This is a genomic window from Microbispora sp. NPDC049125, from assembly GCF_040802045.1.
Taxonomy (GTDB): Bacteria; Actinomycetota; Actinomycetes; order Streptosporangiales; family Streptosporangiaceae; genus Microbispora.
The window spans coordinates 1-17,695 of the sequence record NZ_JBEZDW010000072.1 but is presented as its reverse complement, the minus strand read 5'-3'; the positions used below and the strand labels follow the sequence as shown (position 1 = coordinate 17,695).

The 17,695-nt window shown below is 71.7% G+C and carries 21 protein-coding genes; 10 read left to right on the top strand and 11 right to left on the bottom strand.

Going from position 1 to position 17,695, the window contains the following annotated elements; translation table 11 throughout:
• Positions 1-121: 121 nt before the first annotated feature.
• Positions 122-1,090, bottom strand: coding sequence for a TIGR03557 family F420-dependent LLM class oxidoreductase (locus AB0B72_RS39440; RefSeq protein WP_367744859.1), 969 nt, complete (start codon positions 1,088-1,090; stop codon positions 122-124).
• Positions 1,091-1,209: 119 nt separating this feature from the next.
• Here AB0B72_RS39440 and AB0B72_RS39435 point away from each other — a divergent pair, with 119 nt between their 5' ends.
• Positions 1,210-1,359: a GPGG-motif small membrane protein gene (locus AB0B72_RS39435; protein WP_167530303.1), complete on the top strand. Its 150-nt coding sequence runs from the start codon at positions 1,210-1,212 to the stop codon at positions 1,357-1,359.
• 233 nt (positions 1,360-1,592) lie between these two features.
• Here AB0B72_RS39435 and AB0B72_RS39430 read toward each other — a convergent pair whose 3' ends face one another.
• Both AB0B72_RS39430 and AB0B72_RS39425 read right to left on the bottom strand, forming a co-directional pair.
• Entirely contained in the window at positions 1,593-2,321 is a 729-nt protein-coding gene (locus tag AB0B72_RS39430) for a metallophosphoesterase (RefSeq protein WP_367744858.1), read from the bottom strand.
• Positions 2,318-2,563 carry a BON domain-containing protein gene (locus AB0B72_RS39425; protein ID WP_367744857.1) on the bottom strand — a complete coding sequence of 82 codons (246 nt, stop codon included), beginning with the start codon at positions 2,561-2,563 and terminating at the stop codon, positions 2,318-2,320. The genes AB0B72_RS39430 and AB0B72_RS39425 overlap by 4 nt, the downstream gene beginning before the upstream one ends.
• A 215-nt stretch (positions 2,564-2,778) precedes the next feature.
• Between AB0B72_RS39425 and AB0B72_RS39420 the strand changes: the two genes are divergently transcribed.
• The 3 genes from AB0B72_RS39420 to AB0B72_RS39410 are packed head-to-tail and all read left to right on the top strand — an operon-like array spanning position 2,779 to position 5,221.
• Positions 2,779-3,024, top strand: a complete 246-nt coding sequence (locus AB0B72_RS39420) for a hypothetical protein (RefSeq protein ID WP_367744856.1) — start codon at positions 2,779-2,781, stop codon at positions 3,022-3,024.
• A gap of 45 nt (positions 3,025-3,069) precedes the next feature.
• Positions 3,070-4,278: a glycosyltransferase gene (locus AB0B72_RS39415; RefSeq protein ID WP_367744855.1), complete on the top strand. Its 1,209-nt coding sequence runs from the start codon at positions 3,070-3,072 to the stop codon at positions 4,276-4,278.
• A 40-nt stretch (positions 4,279-4,318) separates the two neighbouring features.
• Complete coding sequence (locus AB0B72_RS39410; protein WP_367744854.1) at positions 4,319-5,221, top strand: glycosyltransferase family 9 protein; 903 nt, start codon at positions 4,319-4,321, stop codon at positions 5,219-5,221.
• On the opposite strand, the gene AB0B72_RS39405 is transcribed toward AB0B72_RS39410, so the two are convergent.
• Positions 5,181-6,308, bottom strand: coding sequence for a DNA topoisomerase IB (locus AB0B72_RS39405; protein ID WP_367744853.1), 1,128 nt, complete (start codon positions 6,306-6,308; stop codon positions 5,181-5,183). The two genes, AB0B72_RS39410 and AB0B72_RS39405, sit on opposite strands and share 41 nt — an antisense overlap.
• The gene (locus AB0B72_RS39400) at positions 6,305-7,354 is read right to left on the bottom strand and encodes a glycosyltransferase family 9 protein (protein WP_367744852.1); all 1,050 of its coding nucleotides are present in this window, start codon (positions 7,352-7,354) and stop codon (positions 6,305-6,307) included. Before AB0B72_RS39400 ends, AB0B72_RS39405 begins: the two co-directional genes overlap by 4 nt.
• 361 nt (positions 7,355-7,715) lie before the next feature.
• On the opposite strand from AB0B72_RS39400, the gene AB0B72_RS39395 reads away from it, so the two are divergent.
• The 3 genes from AB0B72_RS39395 to AB0B72_RS39385 all read left to right on the top strand — a co-directional run bounded on the left by AB0B72_RS39395 (position 7,716) and on the right by AB0B72_RS39385 (position 10,917).
• A complete protein-coding gene (locus AB0B72_RS39395; RefSeq protein WP_367744851.1) occupies positions 7,716-7,964 on the top strand; it encodes a hypothetical protein in 249 nt (82 codons plus the stop codon).
• Positions 7,965-7,968: 4 nt separating this feature from the next.
• Positions 7,969-8,970: an SDR family oxidoreductase gene (locus AB0B72_RS39390; protein ID WP_367744850.1), complete on the top strand. Its 1,002-nt coding sequence runs from the start codon at positions 7,969-7,971 to the stop codon at positions 8,968-8,970.
• Positions 8,971-9,057: 87 nt separating this feature from the next.
• Positions 9,058-10,917: a transketolase gene (locus tag AB0B72_RS39385; protein WP_367744849.1), complete on the top strand. Its 1,860-nt coding sequence runs from the start codon at positions 9,058-9,060 to the stop codon at positions 10,915-10,917.
• Between the two features lie 239 nt (positions 10,918-11,156).
• Here the strand turns inward: AB0B72_RS39385 and AB0B72_RS39380 are convergent, their stop codons facing one another.
• On the bottom strand, positions 11,157-11,549 hold the full coding sequence (locus AB0B72_RS39380) for a ChaB family protein (RefSeq protein WP_367744847.1): 393 nt from the start codon (positions 11,547-11,549) through the stop codon (positions 11,157-11,159).
• A gap of 31 nt (positions 11,550-11,580) precedes the next feature.
• Positions 11,581-11,835 carry a DUF6458 family protein gene (locus AB0B72_RS39375; protein WP_367744845.1) on the bottom strand — a complete coding sequence of 85 codons (255 nt, stop codon included), beginning with the start codon at positions 11,833-11,835 and terminating at the stop codon, positions 11,581-11,583.
• Positions 11,836-11,922: 87 nt separating this feature from the next.
• Between AB0B72_RS39375 and AB0B72_RS39370 the strand changes: the two genes are divergently transcribed.
• A complete protein-coding gene (locus AB0B72_RS39370; protein WP_367744843.1) occupies positions 11,923-12,450 on the top strand; it encodes a shikimate kinase in 528 nt (175 codons plus the stop codon).
• A 75-nt stretch (positions 12,451-12,525) separates the two neighbouring features.
• Here the strand turns inward: AB0B72_RS39370 and AB0B72_RS39365 are convergent, their stop codons facing one another.
• Positions 12,526-12,993 carry an ATP-binding protein gene (locus AB0B72_RS39365; RefSeq protein ID WP_367744841.1) on the bottom strand — a complete coding sequence of 156 codons (468 nt, stop codon included), beginning with the start codon at positions 12,991-12,993 and terminating at the stop codon, positions 12,526-12,528.
• A gap of 357 nt (positions 12,994-13,350) precedes the next feature.
• Positions 13,351-14,190, bottom strand: a complete 840-nt coding sequence (locus AB0B72_RS39360) for a TetR/AcrR family transcriptional regulator (protein WP_367744840.1) — start codon at positions 14,188-14,190, stop codon at positions 13,351-13,353.
• 120 nt (positions 14,191-14,310) lie between these two features.
• Between AB0B72_RS39360 and AB0B72_RS39355 the strand changes: the two genes are divergently transcribed.
• Complete coding sequence (locus tag AB0B72_RS39355; protein WP_367744838.1) at positions 14,311-14,802, top strand: nitroreductase/quinone reductase family protein; 492 nt, start codon at positions 14,311-14,313, stop codon at positions 14,800-14,802.
• Positions 14,799-15,527: a YceI family protein gene (locus AB0B72_RS39350; protein WP_367744836.1), complete on the top strand. Its 729-nt coding sequence runs from the start codon at positions 14,799-14,801 to the stop codon at positions 15,525-15,527. Before AB0B72_RS39355 ends, AB0B72_RS39350 begins: the two co-directional genes overlap by 4 nt.
• A gap of 19 nt (positions 15,528-15,546) precedes the next feature.
• Here AB0B72_RS39350 and AB0B72_RS39345 read toward each other — a convergent pair whose 3' ends face one another.
• Entirely contained in the window at positions 15,547-16,515 is a 969-nt protein-coding gene (locus AB0B72_RS39345; protein WP_367744834.1) for an aldose 1-epimerase family protein, read from the bottom strand.
• A 119-nt stretch (positions 16,516-16,634) separates the two neighbouring features.
• A complete protein-coding gene (locus AB0B72_RS39340; RefSeq protein WP_367744833.1) occupies positions 16,635-17,462 on the bottom strand; it encodes an alpha/beta fold hydrolase in 828 nt (275 codons plus the stop codon).
• Positions 17,463-17,695: the final 233 nt, after the last annotated feature.

The following is a 17,695-nucleotide window of genomic DNA, read 5'->3' as shown; positions in this document are numbered from 1 at the left end:
GCCCACTTCCTCCCACACCCCCCCCCCCCCTCCCCCCCGGGTGCGGGGGCGGGGGCCCCCCCGCGGGGGCGGGTGGGTTCCCCCCCCCCCCCCCCCGCCGGCCCCCGGCCTCGGCGCTCTTCTAGGCTTGGCGCTCTTCGCGGAGACGGGGCAGGACCTCCTTGGAGTAGAACGAGAAGAATCCGTCCTGCTCCGGCCCGATCTGGGAGACGTACACCTCGTCGTAGCCGGCGTCCACGAACTGCCGGACCGCCGCGACGTGCGCCTCGGTCGAAGGTCCGCAGGGCACCGACTCGGTGGCCGCCTCCTCGGTGACCAGCTCGGCGAGCTGGGCGAAGTGCCGGGGCAGCGGCAGGAGCTGGGCGGCCTCGCCGGGGATGCCCTGGGTCGGCCAGAGCCGATGGACGGTCTCCCGGGCCCGTGCCTCGTCCTGCGACCAGCACACCTTGAGCCCTCCCGCCGCGGGCTTGCCCTCACCGCCGGCCTTGTGGAACGCCTCGACGGCGTCGCTCTCCGGCGACACGGAGACGTACCCGTCGCCGAGCCGTCCGGCGAGCTCGATCGCCTTGGGCCCGAAGCCGGAGATGTAGATCGGCGGCGGCTGCTCCGGCAGGGAGTACAGACGCGCGGTGTCGACGTCGTAGAAGTCGCCGCGGTGCGTCACGAGCTCACCGGTCCACAGCCGGCGGATCACCTCGACGGCCTCTTCCAGCATTCGCTGGCGCTCCTCCGCTGGCGGCCAGGCGTCCCCGAGGATGTGCTCGTTCAGCGCCTCACCGGTCCCCACGCCGAGGCGGAACCGGCCGTCGAGCAGGATCTGCGCGGTCGCCGCGGCCTGGGCGATGATCGCCGGGTGGATGCGGATCAGCGGGCAGGTCACGGCCGTCGTCACCGGCAGGGACGTCGCCTCGGACAGCGCGCCGATGACCGACCACACGAACGAGCCCTGGCCCTGCTCGTCGAGCCACGGGTGGAAGTGGTCGGAGATCCACAGGGCCTCGAAGCCCGCCTCCTCCGCCAGCCGGGCCTGCCGGACCAGCTCCTTGGGATCGTGCTCCTCACTGGACAGGAAATATCCGAAGGTCGTCATATCCCGCCCCTGCCCGAAAACCGTAAAGCAAACGTCACAGCGGGTGATTCGGCGGCAAATTCCCTGAGTCGTGAGCGTGGATGATGTTACGAGGCCCTTTGTCAGGGCAGTGGAGGGCCATGGCTACTCTGCTCTGGATCATCGCCGTGGTACTGGTGATTGCCGGGATCTACGTCATCCTGGCCCGTCGGGACATCCTCTGGGGGATCGTCCTCATCGTCCTCGGATTCCTCGTCGGCCCTGGGGGCGTCAGCATCTTCAATCCCTAACCGGACCCTCTACGAGGGGGCGGAGACCGGCCGACCGGGACGGCCTCCGCCCCCTGATGCTGCCCACGGCCCCCGGGCCGCATGGTGGCGGAACCCGTCCCTTGCCCACCTTCGGCGGACCGGCGCGTCGATGCGCGCCGGTCCCGCCGAACCTCTGCGCCGCGCCGGCCCGCCCCGACAGGCCGGAGGACCAGTAAGCCGCAGGACCGACGACGGGCGCTGCGGCAGCCCTGTCAGCAGTCCTCGCCGTTGAGGCAGTAGACGGTGTAAGCGTGCTTGATGACCGGAAGGGCGACGTTGCGAACGCGGATGCCGCCGGGCGTGACGCCCTTCTCAGTGCCCGCGTGGGCGTGCCCGTGGATGAACAGCTCCGCGCCCTCCGCGTCGGCCGCCTCCGCCAGCATGTAGCTGCCGAGGAAGGGATAGATCTCCTTCGGCTCCCCCATCAGCGTGTCCTTGACGGGCGAGTAGTGGCTCAGCACGATCTTGTGGTCGGCGTCCAGGTCCTTCAGCGCCCGGCGCCACCGCTCCGCGATGTCCTTGGTGTGCCTGACGAACGCCTTGGTCTCCGGCTCACCGAAGTCGCTCGCGCACTTCCCGGCGAACCCGCCGCCGAATCCCTTGCCTCCGGCCACACCGAGCCGTACGCCGTCGACCGGGACCACCACGCCCTCGTCGTCGAGGACGACGATCCCGGCGTCCCGGAGGATGGCGACGATCGCCTCGTTCTCGTCGGAGTGGTAGTCGTGGTTGCCCAGCACCGCCACGACGGGGATGGGCAGGTCGCGCAGCTCGTCGGCGACCACCCGGCCCTCGACGACGGTCCCGTGCCTGGTCAGGTCGCCCCCCACCAGCAGGACGTCCGCGCGCTGCTCGATGCCCTCGAGCTTCTTGCGATAGTGACCGCGCAGGTCCTCGCCCAGGTGGATGTCCGCGACCGCGGCGATCCGCAACTCCGTCACAGGTGCTCCTCCTCCCCCGGCTCCTGGACCTCGACGAGGGTGAGCTCGTTGTGCACCCGCAGGCCGGGAGCCGCCTCCTTCGCGACGTTCTCGATCTGGTGCCGCCGCTCGTCGCACGACACCTGCCCTCTCAAGTACACCTGCTCTCCCCGTACGTCGACCCGAATGCCCAGCTCATTCGTCCTGTCGTCCTCCGCAAGGGCCCGCTGGACGCGGGCGGCGACGTACTGCGGCGTCTCCATGGCTTCCCCCTCGGTCCTCTTACGCCTAGCGCTGCCCGGCCCTTTAATGACGAAACCACTGGTTTGACGAGCACCTGGCTGGTTATGGTTAAGGACAAGTCCGGTGCCTAAGACGCAGGTACCTCCTTGGCGTGAGCATGCCGACATGGAGGAGCGTCTTGGGAACGGGTCACCGGCTCTCCCCTCGCCTCGATCTGATCAGCGCTGAGCAGATCATGGCTGAGCAGATCACAGCCGATCTGGTCAGCGGTGAACAGATCGCCGGCGGCGATGGGGCCTCCTCCCTCCCGGCGACTCCCGCCGACAGCGGCATCGACGCCATCGCGCTTTCTCCCGGCCACCTTTCCCCGGCCGTCTTTTTCCCGGACCGTCTCGTCCGCATCGGAGCGGACCCCTCGTGCGCACCGTCACGGGCGTCGTCGTCCGCCCGGTCCACGCGCCGTCTCACCTGGACTCCTTGACCCCCGAGCCGGGTAACCGCCACCGCCGTTCATGGAGGAACCCCAGTGAAGATCGCCATGGTCTCGGAGCACGCCAGCCCCCTCGCCACACTCGGCGGAGTGGACGCCGGCGGCCAGAACGTTCACGTCGCCGCGCTGGCCCGCGAAATCGCCGAGGCAGGCCATGAGGTCACCGTCTACACCCGTAAGGACCGCGAGGACCTTCCGGAGAGCGTCACCTTCGGGCCGGGGGTGACCGTCGTCCACGTCCCGGCGGGTCCCGCCGCCGAGATCCCCAAGGACGAGATCCTTCCCTGGGTCCCCCAGTTCGGTAAGTGGCTGCACGACCGGTGGCTGTTCGACCGCCCCGATCTCGTGCACAGCCACTTCTGGATGAGCGGCCTGGCCGCGCTCGAAGCCGCGGACAGGCTCCGGATCCCCGTGGTCCACACCTTCCACGCGCTCGGCAGCGTCAAGCGGCGCCACCAGGGCCCGGCGGACACCAGCCCCCGCGACCGGATCGACGCCGAGGCCGAGATCGGCAGGCGCGTCGACGCGGTCATCGCGACCTGCACGGACGAGGTCGACGAGCTGATCCGCATGCGGGTCCCGCGCCGGGCCACCCGCGTGGTGCCCTGCGGCGTGGACGTGGAGACCTTCAATCCTCACGTCGAGCCGCTCGAACGGCCCGAGCGCCCGCGGCTGCTGACGGTCGGCCGCCTCGTGCCGCGCAAGGGCGTGGACACCACGATCCGGGCCCTGCAGTACCTCAAGGACGCCGAGCTGGTCATCGCCGGCGGCCCCTCCTCCAACGAGCTGCACCGCGATCCCGAGGTGACCCGGCTGCGGTGGCTGGCGGCGCAGGCCGGCGTGTCCGACCGGGTGACCTTCCTCGGCCGGGTCAGCCGCGAGGCGCTTCCCGCGCTGATGCGCTCGTCCACCGCCGTCGTCTCCGTCCCCTGGTACGAGCCGTTCGGCATGGTGGCGCTCGAGGCGATGGCGTGCGGGGTGCCCGTGGTCGCCTCGGCCGTCGGCGGGCAGAAGGAGACGGTCGTCAACGGCGTCACCGGCATCCTGGTGCCGCCGCGCCAGCCCGCCGTGCTCGCGCGGGCGCTGCGCCGGCTGCTCGACGACCGGGTGCGGCGCACGGCGTTCGGCATCGCGGGGGCCGACCGGGCCAGGGCCAGGTACCGCTGGAGCCGCATCGCCGGCGAGACCCTCGCCACCTACGAGCGGGTCCTGTCGGCGCACACCCTGGAGAGGAACGCCTCATGAACGCCTGCATGGTGAGTGGACCGGCCGGCGAGGTCCGCTCATGAGCATGACGGCCCTCGTCCTGAGGTCACAGGGCATCGGCGGCCTGCTCACCGCGGTGCCGGCGCTGCGCGCCCTGCGGCGTAGCGGGCTGCGCGTCGTGCTGGCCTGCCCGCCGGAGCTCAGCGAGCTGGCGGCGTTGACGGGGGCGGTGGACCGCCTCCTCCCCGCCGGCGGCCTGGGGCCGCTGACCTGGCCCGTTCCCGGCGAGCAGGACGGCGACCATCCGCCGCTCCCGCTGGATCTGGCCGTGAACCTGCACGGCGCCGGCCCGCAGAGCCACCGCGTCCTGCTGGCCACGCTCCCCCGCAGCCTGTGGGCGTACGCTCACGAGGCGCTGCCCTGGGTCAAGGGGCCCCGGTGGAACCCAGCGGAGAACGACGTCCTGCGGTGGTGCCGGCTGCTGGAGTGGCACGGAGTGCCGGCCGACCCGGAGGACCTGCGGCTTCCCACCCCGATGGTCGCCAGCCCGGCGCCGGGGGCGGTGGTGCTCCACCCCGGCGCCGGGGGAGCGTCGCTGCCCTGGCCGCCCGACCGGTTCGCCGAGGTCGCGCGGACGCTCTCGGAAGAGGGGCTGCCCCTGGCGATCACCGGGAACCGGCGGGAGCGGCCGATGGCCCTGCTGGTCGCCACGCGGGCCGTGCTGCCTCCGCAGATCGTGCTCGCCGGGCGGACGAGCCTGCGCGAGCTGTGCGCCCTCGTCGCCGGGGCACGGCTGGTCATCAGCGGCGACCCCGGCATGGCCCAGCTCGCCACGTCGTACGGCACGCCCTCGGTGGTGGTGTCGGCCCCGGACGGCCGGCGGCACCCGGTGCTCCACGAGGGGGCCACCGTGAGATCGCACATCGCCGCCGGCGACGTCGTCAGGGCCGCCGAGAGGGCGCTCGCCGCAGGAGTGCGATGACGGCCCGCTCGACGGGCCCGTGGGTGGCGAGCCGCCCTTCGCCGGTGTCCTCGCCCAGCCGGTCGAGCGGGATGGTCTTGCCCCGCTCGTACATCTCCACCAGGCGCGGGTCCACGTAGGAGGCGCGGGCCACGGCGGGGGTGTTGCCGAGATACTCCGAAACCTCCTTCATCACCCTCGACACGGCCTTCTTCCGCCCCGCCGAGCTGCGGACCGGCTTGGAGACGGCGAGCCCGACGGCGGCCAGGACCGTGGCGTGCCAGGTGCGGAAGTCCTTGGCGGAGACCTCCATCCCGAAGACCTCTTTGAGGTAGGCGTTGATGTCGGCGCTGCGGACGTCCACCCACCCGTCCTCGCCGCGGTAGCGCAGCAGCTCTCCCCTGTGCCGCCTGCTCAGCTCGCCGACGACCGAGCAGACGTCGGAGTCGGTCAGCACCTGCTCACGCTCCTTGCGGCCCTTGGCGAGGTAGCGGCACACGACGACGCCGTCGCGGCAGGTCACGTGGGAGGTGCGCAGTGTCGCCAGGCCGTATGAGTCGGTGTACTCCTCACCGCCGACGCGGAAGAACCCGATGTCGAGCATCCGCGCGGCGGTGGCCAGCACCCGCTCCCTGGTCAGCTCCTCTCCCCGCAGATCCGCGGTCACGCGCTCGCGGAAGCCGGGCAGCCGCTCGGCCATGGACAGCACGTGGTCGAACTTCGCCTCGTCCTGCTGCCTGCGCCACTCGTCGTGGTAGCGGTACTGGCGGCGGCCGGCCGAGTCGGTGCCGACGGCCTGGAGGTGGCCGTCGGGCGAGGCGCAGATCCACACGTCGGTCCAGGCGGGCGGGATGGCCAGCGCTCTGATCCGGCGCATGGTCGCACGGTCCTTCACGGGACGGCCGGACGCCCAGGTGTAGCCGAACCCGCGCCCGCGGCGGCGGCGCCTGATCCCCGGCTCCTTCGGGTCGCTGGGGCGCAGGGTCGTCCCGGCCGCCGTCGAAGCCGTCGCGGTGGCCGCTGCGGTGGCCGTCGTAGGGGCCGTCGTAGGGGCCGTCGTAGGGGCCGTCGCGGGGGCGGTCTTCGCGGCCGTCGCCGAAGTCGTCATCGAAGCAGATCCCACGCCTGTTCCACCACGTCGTCCACGGACACGTCGCCGACCCACGAGACGTCGCGGTGCCCGCACTCCCGCATGCCGGTGCCCGTGCTCGCGGAGCCGCAGACCGGGCAGCGGGTGATCCACGAGATCAGCGGCCGGTTCAGCCGCCTGCTCAGCGGGCCCCAGTTGATGAGATTGCCGCACCAGTAGATGCCAACGGTCGGCGTGCCGGTCGCCGCGGCGAGGTGGCGCGGCCCGGTGTCGTTGGAGACCAGCAGGTCGCAGGCGGCGTACAGCGCGGTGAGCCCGCCGAGCGACAGCTCTCCGATCACCGCTCTGGCCGGCCGCTTCATGGCGGCGACCACCCGCTCGACGACGTCGCGCTCCTCCTCCGTGCCGGTCACCACGGCCGGCCGGTGCAGCCGGTCGGCGACCTCGGCGAACCGCTCGGGCGGCCAGCGCCTGCGCCGGTCCCCCGCGCCGGGATGGATCGCGACGAGGCCGCGCGGCAGCCTGCCCAGGGTCCTGTTCAGCTCGGCCCAGTCCTCCCGGACCACCGTCACCCTCGGCTCGATGTCGCCGGCCGCCGCGCCGAGCAGCCCGGCCACCTCCAGGTGGCGCAGCGTCTCGTGCTGGAAGGGCACGTACGGCACCCATCGATCGAGCCGTTCGGCGTCGGGGGTGCACAGCCCGGCGGTGATCCGGGCGCCGAGGCGGCGGATGAAGGGGTTGGAGTTGCGTCCCCCGCCGTGCATCTGGACGGCGAGGTCGAACCGGCGCTCACGAAGGTCCTGGTACAGCCCCTCGGGGGCGCTCGACCCGTCGGGCGGCGACGACACACCCGAGATCGGCGGCAGGGCGACCACCTCGTCCACCGGCCCCGGCCGGTTCCGCAGGAACCTGGCGTGCCAGTCGCGGCCGAGCAACGTGATCTTCGCGGCCGGATAGGCCCTCCGCAGGGCCTCGATGGCGGGAAGCGCGAGCAGGAGGTCACCGAGAGCGTTGGCCCTCAGCACGGCGATCCGCTCGACGCCTTCGACGAGGAGCGCGCTCATGGGTGCGAGCCGCCTCTGGCCCGCCGCCCAGTGCCGTCTTCCATGAGGCACCCCCATTCGTCGAACGCGTCCGGCTCACCCCGGGCCGGGCTCTCGTTGGAGCGACGTCTGATCCCGGCTACCCCACAGGAAGGCCCCCAAACCGATGGTCGGGGCAGGTGGGCCGGTTGTTTTCGCTGCGTCTCGGGGGGTAGCCGCCCTGACATGACGGAAGAGACGCTCAACACCCCGGCGAAGTCACGGCCGTCGCCGGGGGCGTGACGCTCGCCTCAACTCGGCGGTGAGGTGCGGGCGCCGGGTTGCGTGCCCGGCCGGTCCACCACCGCGATAGTCGAAACAATCCGAGGGTAGGGGGCCAGGCATGAGTGAGGAACAGCGATCGCCGACCGGAAAGCCCATGGTGCCCGCCACGCCGATGGACGTGATCCGGATCCGCATCGGATCGTTCGTGCTGGTGTTCTGCGTGGCAGTGGGGATCTTGTCGATCGTCGGGCGGCTGTGGTGGCTGACCGGGGTCGTGGCGGTGGTCGTCGTGATCGTCGTGCTGAACATGGTGCTCGCCGTGCGCAAGCAGCGCAGACTCGGCGGCGGCCCGGAATCGAGAGGATGATCAGGTGAGCCTCAGCGACAAGGTCGTGGTGGTGACCGGGGCGAGCGGCGGCGTGGGCCGCGCCGTCGTCCGGCAGCTCGGCAACGAGGGGGCGGTCGTCGCCCTGATCGCACGCGGGGAGGCCGGTCTGGCCGGCGCGGCCGTGGACGTGGGCGCGGAGGGCGGGACCGCGAAGGTCTTCACCGCCGACGTCGCCGACTACGACCAGGTACGGCAGGCCGCCCAGCAGATCGAGGCCGAGCTCGGCCCGATCGACGTGTGGATCAACATCGCCTTCACCACGGTCTTCGCGCCCTTCCTGGAGATCACTCCTGAGGAGTTCGAGCGGACGACCCGCGTGACGTACCTGGGCTACGTGTGGGGCACCCGGGCCGCGCTGGAGGTGATGAAGCCGCGGGACAAGGGCGTGATCGTGCAGGCGGGCTCGGCGCTCGCCTACCGGTCCATCCCGCTCCAGTCGGCGTACTGCGGGGCCAAGCACGCGATCAACGGGTTCACCGAGTCGGTCAGGACCGAGCTGCTCGCCGAGGACTCCGGCGTGAAGATCACCATGGTGCAGCTTCCCGCGCTGAACACGCCGCAGTTCGGCTGGGGGCTCAACAAGATGCGGCGCCACCCGCAGCCGGTGCCGCCCATCTACCAGCCGGAGGTCGCGGCCCGCGCGATGGTGTTCGCCGCCGAACATCCGGAACGCAAGGAGTACTGGGTCGGCGTGATGACCGGGGCGAGCATTCTGGGGCAGCGGTTCGCCCCCGCCCTCCTCGACCGCTACCTGGCCAGAACCGGGGTGAAGTCGCAGCTGGCCGACAAGTCGCCCACCGGGGTGTCCAATCTCTGGGAGCCGGCCGACGAGCACCACGACTACGGCGCGCACGGCGAGTTCGACGACAAGTCCCACGGGCGCAGCCTCCAGGTGTGGATGTCCCAGCACCGCCGGCTGGTCACCGCCGCCGGCGCGGGGCTCGCCGCCGCCACGGGGCTCGTCCTCCGCCGCCGTCGCCGCTGAACCCGGACATATCTCGAAAAAAGAGATAAGCGAAGCGTTGTACCTTCGTTGGCGATACGAAGCCATTTGATGGGGTAGTCGTCGGCGATGGACGAGCTTGACTATCGATCCCTCTGCGAACTCGCGGCCCAGTTGAGAGTGGACTCGGTGCGCGCCTCGTCGGCCGCCGGCTCGGGCCATCCGACATCCTCGATGTCGGCCGCCGAGCTGATGGCCGTGCTGCTCGCCCGCCACCTCCGCGTGGACGTCGGCGACCCCGCCAACCCCTCCAACGATCATCTGATCTTCTCCAAGGGCCACGCCTCGCCGCTGCTGTACGCGATGCTCAAGGCGGCGGGCGTCGTCACCGACGAGGAGTTGCTGACCTTCCGCAGCCGGGGCAGCCTGCTGGAGGGCCACCCCACCCCCCGGGTGCCCTTCGTCGACGTGGCCACCGGGTCGCTCGGCTTCGGGCTGCCCGCCGGCGTCGGGCTGGCCCTGGCCGGCCGCAAGCTCGACCGCCTGCCGTACCAGGTGTGGGTCCTGTGCGGTGACGGCGAGCTGGCCGAGGGCTCGATGTGGGAGGCCTTCGAACACGCGGGCCACGAGGGCCTGGCCAACCTGACCGCGATCATCGACGTGAACCGGCTCGGGCAGCGCGGCCCCACCCGGCACGGCTGGGACCTTTCGGCGTACGCACGCCGGATCGGCGCCTTCGGCTGGCACACCATCGAGATCGACGGGCATGACGCGGGCCAGATCGACTACGCCCTCGCCGACGCCCGCAGCACCCGCCGCCGCCCCACCGCGATCCTGGCCCGCACGTGCAAGGGCTTCGGGGTGTCCGCTGTAGAGGACAGGGAGGGCAGGCACGGCAAGCCGCTGGACGACGCGGAGCGGGCGATCACCGAGCTCGGCGGCCCCAGGAGCATCACCGTGCAGGTCCACCCGCCCACCGGCCCCGCCACGCCGTACGAGTTCAGCGGCGGGGAGCTCCAGCTGCCGTCGTACAAGGTGGGTGCGGACGTCGCGACCCGCACGGCGTTCGGCGAGGCGCTCGCCGCGCTGGGCACCGCCCGGGGCGACGTCGTCGCGCTGGACGGCGAGGTGGGCGACTCCACGAAGCTGGAGGCCTTCGCCACCGCGCATCCCGAGCGGTTCTTCGAGTGCTACATCGCCGAGCAGCAGATGGTGGCGGCGGCGACCGGCATGCAGGCGCGCGGATGGAAGCCGTACGCCGTGACCTTCGCCGCGTTCCTGACCAGGGCCTACGACTTCGTCCGGATGGCCGCGATCAGCAGGGCCGACATCTGCCTGGTGGGCTCGCACGGCGGGGTGTCGATCGGCCAGGACGGGCCGTCGCAGATGGGCCTGGAGGACCTGGCCGCGTTCCGCGCCGTCCACGGCAGCACCGTGCTCTATCCGTGCGACGCCAACCAGACGGCCCGGCTGGTCGCCGAGACGGCGGACCTGAAGGGCGTCCGCTACCTGCGTACCACCAGGGGAGAGACGCCCGTGATCTACGGGCCGGACGAGACGTTCCCGGTGGGCGAGTGCAAGATCCTGCGCACCGGCGGGCACGCCACGGTCGTCGCCGCGGGCGTGACCGTCCACGAGGCCCTCGCCGCCGCCGAGCTGCTGGAGGAGGACGGCGTCTCGGTGACCGTGATCGACGCCTACTCGATCAAGCCGCTCGACTCGGACGAGCTGCGCACGATGTGCACGTCGACCGGGCGAGTGGTCACCGTGGAGGACCACTGGCCGGAGGGCGGCCTCGGCGACGCCGTGCTCGCCGCCCTCGCGAGCACACCGGTGCCTCTCGTGAAGCTCGGGGTCACCGGGATGCCCGGCTCGGCCACCCCGTCCGAGCAGCTGGAGGAGGCCGGCATCGACAGGCAGGCGATCCGCCGTACGGTCCTCGATCTCACCCGTGGGAGCGGCGGCACGGTCGGCGGCGTCGTCTCCTGACGAGAAGCCCCTGATGAACGCCGCTGAGGGGGCCTTCTGGCGAAGGCGAGTTCCGCGGTCCAGCGGCGCGGCCACGGCGTGAATCCCCCGGCGGCGGGGGGTTCGCGGGACGGCGCCGCTGGATCACCGGCACGGTGGAGCCCGTCCATCACCCGTACTTATCCGGGCTGCGGCGTCTCCCGCGAACGCCTGAAGGCCGGGCAGGGGAGAGCCCGCCCGGCCGTGTTCGGCGGAAACCGTCAGCGGGCCTTGGACGTCGCCCGCCGGTTGGCCTTCTTGATGGCGTCGACCAGCTCCTCCTTGGTCATCCGTGATCGTCCCGGGATGCCGAGACGGGTGGCGACGTCATAGAGATGCTGCTTGGAGGCGTTGGCGTCGACGCCTTCGGCCGTCTTGCCGGCCTTGGGCGTGCTCTTCTCGGCCTGCTTGTCCGACGGGCCGCGCGCGGCCTTCTTCTCCCAGTGGTCGCCCACCTTCTCGAAGGAGTGCTTGAGCGCGGAGAACGCCGTGCGATGGGCGCGCTCCCCCTCGCCGTACGTCTCGACGGCGGAGTCGTGCGCCTTGATCCACGTCTCCTGGGCCTCCTTGGGCGAGCGCTCAAGGGTGGACGGCAGCTCCTTGCGTCCTGGCATGGTCGGCCTCCCTCCGGAGTCCGCGAAAAACTCAGATCGGGTCGTTGTAGCGGCGCTCCTCGTAGACCTGGCGTTGGGTGACGGCCTCGTCCGCGGGGACGGCGGGGATCACGGCACGGCGGCGCAGCGTCGACAGACGCCAGATGCCGAAGAGCAGCCCGGCCAGGCCGCCCACCATGAGGATCACCCCGATCACCTGGATGTCGAGACCCGCGATGGCGAAGTCGACCGCCCAGGTCAGGATGGCCCCCACCATGATGAGGATGATGCTTCCGGCGATGGTCATGGCGATTCCTCCTTCGCCTTGTGCACTATCCCCTCCACGGATTCCAAACGTCGCTTGCGGGTCCGATGACCGGGCAGCATTACCTTCATGAGGGAATTTCCGGTAGTGGTGATGGGACTCATGGGCGCGGGGAAGACCACGGTCGCCCGGCTGCTCGCCGACGCGCTCGGCCGTCCCATGCGGGACAGCGACGCCGATCTCGAGGCGAGGTACGGCACGACCGCCGCCGTGATGGCGTCCGAGGTCGGCGCCTACGAACTGCACGCGCGCGAGGCCACGGTGCTGCGTGAGGCGCTGGCGGCCGAGCCGGTGCCGGTGATCGCGGCGGCGGCGAGCACGGTCGACGATCCCGGATCGAGGAAGGCCCTCGCGCCGGCGTTCGTGGTGTTCCTCGACGGCCCGCCCGAGGTGCTGGCCGAGCGGATGAAGTCGAGCCCTCACCGGCCGCATTTCAAGCCCGACCTCGTGGAGATGCTCGTCGAGCAGCGGGACCGGCGGCTGGCGCACTTCCAGGAGGTGGCCGACATGACCGTGGACACGGCGGCGCAGGCCCCGGAGGAGATCGCCGGAGCGGTGCTGGCGCGGCTCGACGGCTCGCCGTCCACACTGCGCTGACTCTCCGCCAGGCAGGGGGAGCCGCCGTCAGCTCAACTCCGGGGGCGGCTCCGGCTCAGCGCGGGAGTGATCGCTTCAACCGACGGCGATGCGGGAGCGGGACGGGACGATCGGCAGGTCCGACGGCCTCTCCGCGCCCGTCACGAACCAGACGGTCTTGCCGCCCCGGCCGGACCTGGCGACGCCCCAGTCGTCGGCGAGCTCGCCCACGATGAGCAGGCCCCGCCCGTCGGTGGAGTCCAGGTCCGACTCCCGCTGGCGGGGCAGGCCCTCGCCCTGGTCGAAGATCTCGCCGTAGACCCAGTTGCCGTCGCTGCCCAGCCTCAGGGTGAAGACGGTGCCCCCATGGCAGACCACGTTGGCGGCCAGCTCGCTCACGATAAGAGAGCAGTCGTCGATCAGCCGCTCGACGCCCCAGCGGTCCAGCTCGCGACGGACCAAGGCTCTGGCCTCGCCGACGCTCGCAGGGACGGCGGGCAGGAGGCACTCGGCGGTCCACACGGGTGCCGCGTCATACGGCGCAGTACCGAAGGGGAGAGTCACGCGCGCGCCTCCTTAGGCTCATGGGAGCGCTCCCACAGCTAAGATACGGCACTCTACGCAGTCATGTGAATTCAAAGAAACAAGATTGTTTCCGGTCAACCGCCCTTTCGTTACCTGGCACCGCACTCTCGACCGCCGACGACATCCTCTGACGCCGGGTCGGCGCAGCTCACCGGGGACGTATGGGGCCGGTGAGACTCAAGGGGATTACCCGAAGAGCTTCCTCACTATCACGCCGTGTCGTGAAATTAGCTGAAATCCGTGCCCGCCGGCTCCGGACGGGCGAACCGACGTCCGTCTCCAGGGATCAGGATCAGCCGCACGGCGTTCGGCGGCCTGACGCCATGACGCGGTCCGTCACGCACCCGGGTCGAACAGGCTCTCCAGGGAGGCCAGCCGCCGCTCGTCCCACTCGACGTCCGGGTCGGGTTCGAGGAACGTCATCGCGATGCTCGCCGCCGCCAGGCCCGACAGCGACCACTGCGCGGCGGCGCTCGCACCCACCGGGTTGGCCGCGACCCGGCGGGTCTCCACCTCGGGGTTGGACAGCGCCATGGTCACCAGGCCGCGCATGGTCCCGGCCGCCAGGGTGGCGATGGTCTCGAAGCCGCCGCCGGCCTCCGGGCGGAGCCGGTAGCCCAGCAGCGTCGCGACGCGCTCCCAGCTCCGGGCGATGCGCTCGACGAACCCCTGCTCCGCCCGCGCGAGCGCGGCCTGGACCTCGTCGCGCAGCTCCCCGCCGGACAGGCTCAGGAACGTGGCGTGCAGCGCCAGGTAGGTGCGCCACTCCATGGAGTGGTAGACCGCCTCGAAGTCCGCCGCCGCCCCCTGCCGGATCAGCTCACTGATGAGATCGTGCCGGCCGCTCGCGGAGGCCAGGCCGCCGCGGTGCGCCGACAGCACGGCGTCGAGCGTCTCCTTGGCCGTCTGCTCGTTGACCGCCTCGGCGGGCGCCGCCGCCCGCGCGAGCTCCTTGAGCAGGTCGCTGAAGAACAGGTCCTTGTACGGCCACCGACGGTAGACGGCGCTGCGGGAAACACCCGCGTCCCGGATGACGTCCTCGAAGCTGATGTGGTCGAGGCTCACGGTCAGCCCGCTGCCGTTGACCATCGCCAGCGCGGTGTCGAGCATCCGGCGGCGGGTCTCCTCGTCGCTGAGCCGGGGGCGCCGCTGGCCCAGACCGGTCGGTCCTTGCACTCCCCATCCCTCCTCGATACTCTGATTGAGACATGGTATTTCAAGTTTGATACTTGCACTTTCAGAGATATCCACGCTAGCAGCGGCGGATGTCGCCGAGGCGGGCACAGGAGGTGCGCGGTGAGACTCGGGCTCTTCTCGGACGACGCGCTGCGGGCCATGTACGCCGGCAACCGGGGCGACGCGACGGCCAGGCGCTTCGCGCGTTTCTGGTCCCGGGTGATGGCTCTCGGGCTGCTCCCCCGGCGCTGGGTGACGCTTGAGGTCGCCGGGCGCCGTTCGGGCCGGATCACCCGCTTCCCCCTGGGGATGGCCGACTGGAACGGGCGGTGGTATCTCGTCTCGATGCTGGGCGAGGAGTGCAACTGGGTCCGCAACGTGCGGGCCGCCGGTGGACGGGCGGTCGTCCGGCACGGCCGCGGCGTCGCGTGCCGTCTGGCCGAGGTGCCGGTGCGCGACCGCGCCCCCATCATCCGGCGCTACCTGGGAAAGGTTCCCGGCGCCCGCCCCCACATCCGGGTCGACCGGCACGCGGACCTCGGAGCGTTCGAGGCGATCGCGGCACGGTACCCGGTCTTCGAGGTCGTCCCCCTGCGAGGCGGTACATCATGAACGAGGCTGACCGGATGCCGCTGTCTCCCCCCATCGAGACGCGGCGTCCGCGCAGGCGTCGCCGGCTCCGCTGGATCATCGGCGGAGGGGTGGGGCTGCTTGTGCTGCTCGTGCTCGTCGTCGTGGCCGCCGCGGCGCTCTCCCCCGGGTCCGCGCCGCCCCCTCTGGCGCTTCCGTCCGGCGCCGCCCCCGCCGTGGGAGCCGGCGACGCCGACGGCACGTGGCGCGTCGCCCCCGGTTCCGTTGCGGGCTTCCGGCTCACCCAGACCTTCCTGGGCAACGACACCGACGTCGTCGGCAGGACGGGCGCCGTCACCGGCGACGTCGCCGTCGCCCACGGCCAGGTCGTCTCGGCGAACCTGCGCGTCGGCCTCGCCGCCATCACGGTCGGCGGCAAGGCGCCGCCCCAGCTCGCCCTGAGCCTGGAGACGCGGAGCCACCCGGACGCGACGTTCACCCTGACACGGCCCTTCGCGCTGGGGGCCGCGACGACCGCCGGAACGGCCGCCACCGCGACGGCCGCAGGGCGGCTCACCCTGCGCGGCGTCACCCGCGCGGTGACCTTCACGGTCACCGGCCGCTGGGACGGGCCGTCGCTGCGGGCCGTGGGATCGATCCCCGTCGCCCTGGCCGACTGGGGCGTCGAGGGGCCCGAGAACTATGGCTGGCTCGGCTCGCTGTCCGACCACGGGACCGCGGAGTTCCTCCTCGTCCTGCGGCGCTGATCGCGGGCCGGGTGACGGGTCAGCCGCCGGACGGCAGAGCCGAGATCCCCCAGCGATGGGTCACGCCGTCCCCGGGGGCGAGGGTGATCAGGTCCTCCCCCGTGCCGAACGCGTTGGGCGGGCAGCTCATCGGCTCGACCGCGACACCCGCCCGCCGGTACGGCTCGGCGAGGGTGTCGCCGGTGAACAGCTGCAGCCACCGGACGCCGTCGCCCGCCCACAGCTCGACCCCGTGGGAGCCGTCGGCCGCGCGCAGCCGTACGCGCACGAGCCCGTCCTCACCACGCGCCAGCGCGGTGAACGGCGTGTCCAGCACCAGGGAGCCGATCGGCCGGGGGGACCGGAAGTCGTACTCGGTGCCCTCCACGTCGCGACGGCCGGTCGGGATCTTACGGTCGTCGACCGGCGCCCACTCGGCGGCGGGCAGCTCCAGCACGGCCTCGTCGACCCTGCCCGTGCCGAGAGTGAGGTAGGGGTGGGCGCCGATGCCGTACGGCGCGGTGCCGCCGCCGACGTTGACGGCGCTCACCTCGGCCAGCAGACCGGTGGGCCCGATCGAGTACGCCGCGGTGAGGTCGAGGACATGGGGGTAGCCGAGCTGGGGGAACAGCCGCAGCCGGAACTCGACCGCCGCGGCGTCGCGGGACGAAACCGTCCAGGGCAGCGACCGCACGAAGCCGTGGGCGGCGTTCCCCGTCTTGGGCTCGGTGACGGCGAGCCGGCGCTCCTCCCCGCCGAACACGTACCTGCCGTCCTTCACGCGGTTCGGCCAGGGGATCAGCAGCTGCCCGGCTCCGCCGACCGGCGCGTGATCCTCGGGGTAGTCCACGACGAGCGGCCGGCCCTCGAAGGTCAGGGCCCGCAGCCCGGCGCCCACCTCGGTGAGCACCGCGCGGTAGCCGCCGGCGGCGATCGTGAACTGCCGTCCCGTCGGGGGGACCGGACGGGCGCCCTCACCGGCGCCGGAACGAACCACGGATTCCGTCATCCCGCCATTTTCCCACCCGTCCCAGGCCGGACCGCGTGTGAGATTCCTCCGCTCCCCGTGCGCGATTCGCAAACGTACAAGATGCCTGCTCGCGGACCCAATCGCACAGGACGGGACAGCTAGCTTGAGGCGTCGGGCAGCGGAGCGTCGAGGAAGGTGAGCACCACGTCGCGGACCAGGTCGGTGCGGGCCAGGCCGTTGAAGTGGGTGGTGCCGGGGAAGACGGCGAGCTGCGAGGCCGGGACTCCGTAGAAGTCGCCGTTCACGTCGCCGCCGCGCAGCTGGAGGAACCGCACCGCGTGCTCCAGCGTCACCGCGTCGCAGTCGCCCACGGTGATCAGCGTCGGCGCGGCGATCCCGCGGATGTCCTCCTCGGACCAGCCGCTGCCCGGGTCGAAGCCGCCGAGCTTGTCCAGCAGCCGCTGCAGGTGCTCCCGGTCCGGATGCGGCGACTTGGCCATGTACTCGGCCTCCATCGGCGTGCCGGCGATCATGTCCACCGTCATCGTGCCCACCGACTGGGCGTTCTCCGGCCGGTCGCCGTCGCGGTCGAACGACGCCGACGAGATGATCGCCTTCCGGAGCAGCTCCGGATGTTTGATCGCCAGCTGCAGCGCCACCACGCCGCCGACGCTGAAGCCGAACACGTCCACCTTCGGCACGTCCAGATGCGCCAGCAGCCCGACCACGTCCGAGGCCAGGTCCATACCGGTCAGCGGGCGGTCGTCGATGTCGTTCGTCCGGCCGTGCCCCTGGAAGTCGGCCGCGATCACCTGCCGGCTCTCGGCCAGGCTCGGGATCAGCCGGCCGAACTGCAGGTCGATGTCGAACAGGCCGCCGTGCAGCAGCAGTAACGGTGTCCCGCCGGACCCGTGGATCTCGTAGTACATCTCCAGCCCGTTGACGGGCGCGTACCCGGTCCGCACCGGCGCGGTCTGCTGACTCATCGAGCCTCCTTGATCACTGGAGACTCATCTGTATCAGCTCACCGGGCCGGCCCGCCAACGAGCCTGGCCGGGCCCGTCGCGCGGTCGCGGTCTGTCCTCATTCCTGATGGGCGGCGCCGCACCCTCTCGGGGGTGCGGCGCCCCCCACGTGGAACACGTATTTAGCCCGCGAAAACCACGCCGAGCCCCCGCCCCGGGAGCGGAAACCGGCACGCCGAAGGCCCCACGGGCGC

Excerpts from the sequence above, each read along its gene's own strand:
- AB0B72_RS39340 (WP_367744833.1), bottom strand. The coding sequence starts at position 17,462 with ATGAGTCAGCAGACCGCGCCGGTGCGGACCGGGTACGCGCCCGTCAAC.
- AB0B72_RS39410 (WP_367744854.1), top strand. The coding sequence starts at position 4,319 with ATGAGCATGACGGCCCTCGTCCTGAGGTCACAGGGCATCGGCGGCCTG.
- AB0B72_RS39385 (WP_367744849.1), top strand. The coding sequence starts at position 9,058 with ATGGACGAGCTTGACTATCGATCCCTCTGCGAACTCGCGGCCCAGTTG.
- AB0B72_RS39425 (WP_367744857.1), bottom strand. The coding sequence starts at position 2,563 with ATGGAGACGCCGCAGTACGTCGCCGCCCGCGTCCAGCGGGCCCTTGCG.
- AB0B72_RS39405 (WP_367744853.1), bottom strand. The coding sequence starts at position 6,308 with ATGACGACTTCGGCGACGGCCGCGAAGACCGCCCCCGCGACGGCCCCT.
- AB0B72_RS39375 (WP_367744845.1), bottom strand. The coding sequence starts at position 11,835 with ATGACCATCGCCGGAAGCATCATCCTCATCATGGTGGGGGCCATCCTG.
- AB0B72_RS39345 (WP_367744834.1), bottom strand. The coding sequence starts at position 16,515 with ATGACGGAATCCGTGGTTCGTTCCGGCGCCGGTGAGGGCGCCCGTCCG.
- AB0B72_RS39435 (WP_167530303.1), top strand. The coding sequence starts at position 1,210 with ATGGCTACTCTGCTCTGGATCATCGCCGTGGTACTGGTGATTGCCGGG.
- AB0B72_RS39350 (WP_367744836.1), top strand. The coding sequence starts at position 14,799 with ATGAACGAGGCTGACCGGATGCCGCTGTCTCCCCCCATCGAGACGCGG.
- AB0B72_RS39395 (WP_367744851.1), top strand. The coding sequence starts at position 7,716 with ATGAGTGAGGAACAGCGATCGCCGACCGGAAAGCCCATGGTGCCCGCC.
- AB0B72_RS39420 (WP_367744856.1), top strand. The coding sequence starts at position 2,779 with ATGGCTGAGCAGATCACAGCCGATCTGGTCAGCGGTGAACAGATCGCC.
- AB0B72_RS39440 (WP_367744859.1), bottom strand. The coding sequence starts at position 1,090 with ATGACGACCTTCGGATATTTCCTGTCCAGTGAGGAGCACGATCCCAAG.
- AB0B72_RS39380 (WP_367744847.1), bottom strand. The coding sequence starts at position 11,549 with ATGCCAGGACGCAAGGAGCTGCCGTCCACCCTTGAGCGCTCGCCCAAG.
- AB0B72_RS39370 (WP_367744843.1), top strand. The coding sequence starts at position 11,923 with ATGAGGGAATTTCCGGTAGTGGTGATGGGACTCATGGGCGCGGGGAAG.
- AB0B72_RS39400 (WP_367744852.1), bottom strand. The coding sequence starts at position 7,354 with ATGAGCGCGCTCCTCGTCGAAGGCGTCGAGCGGATCGCCGTGCTGAGG.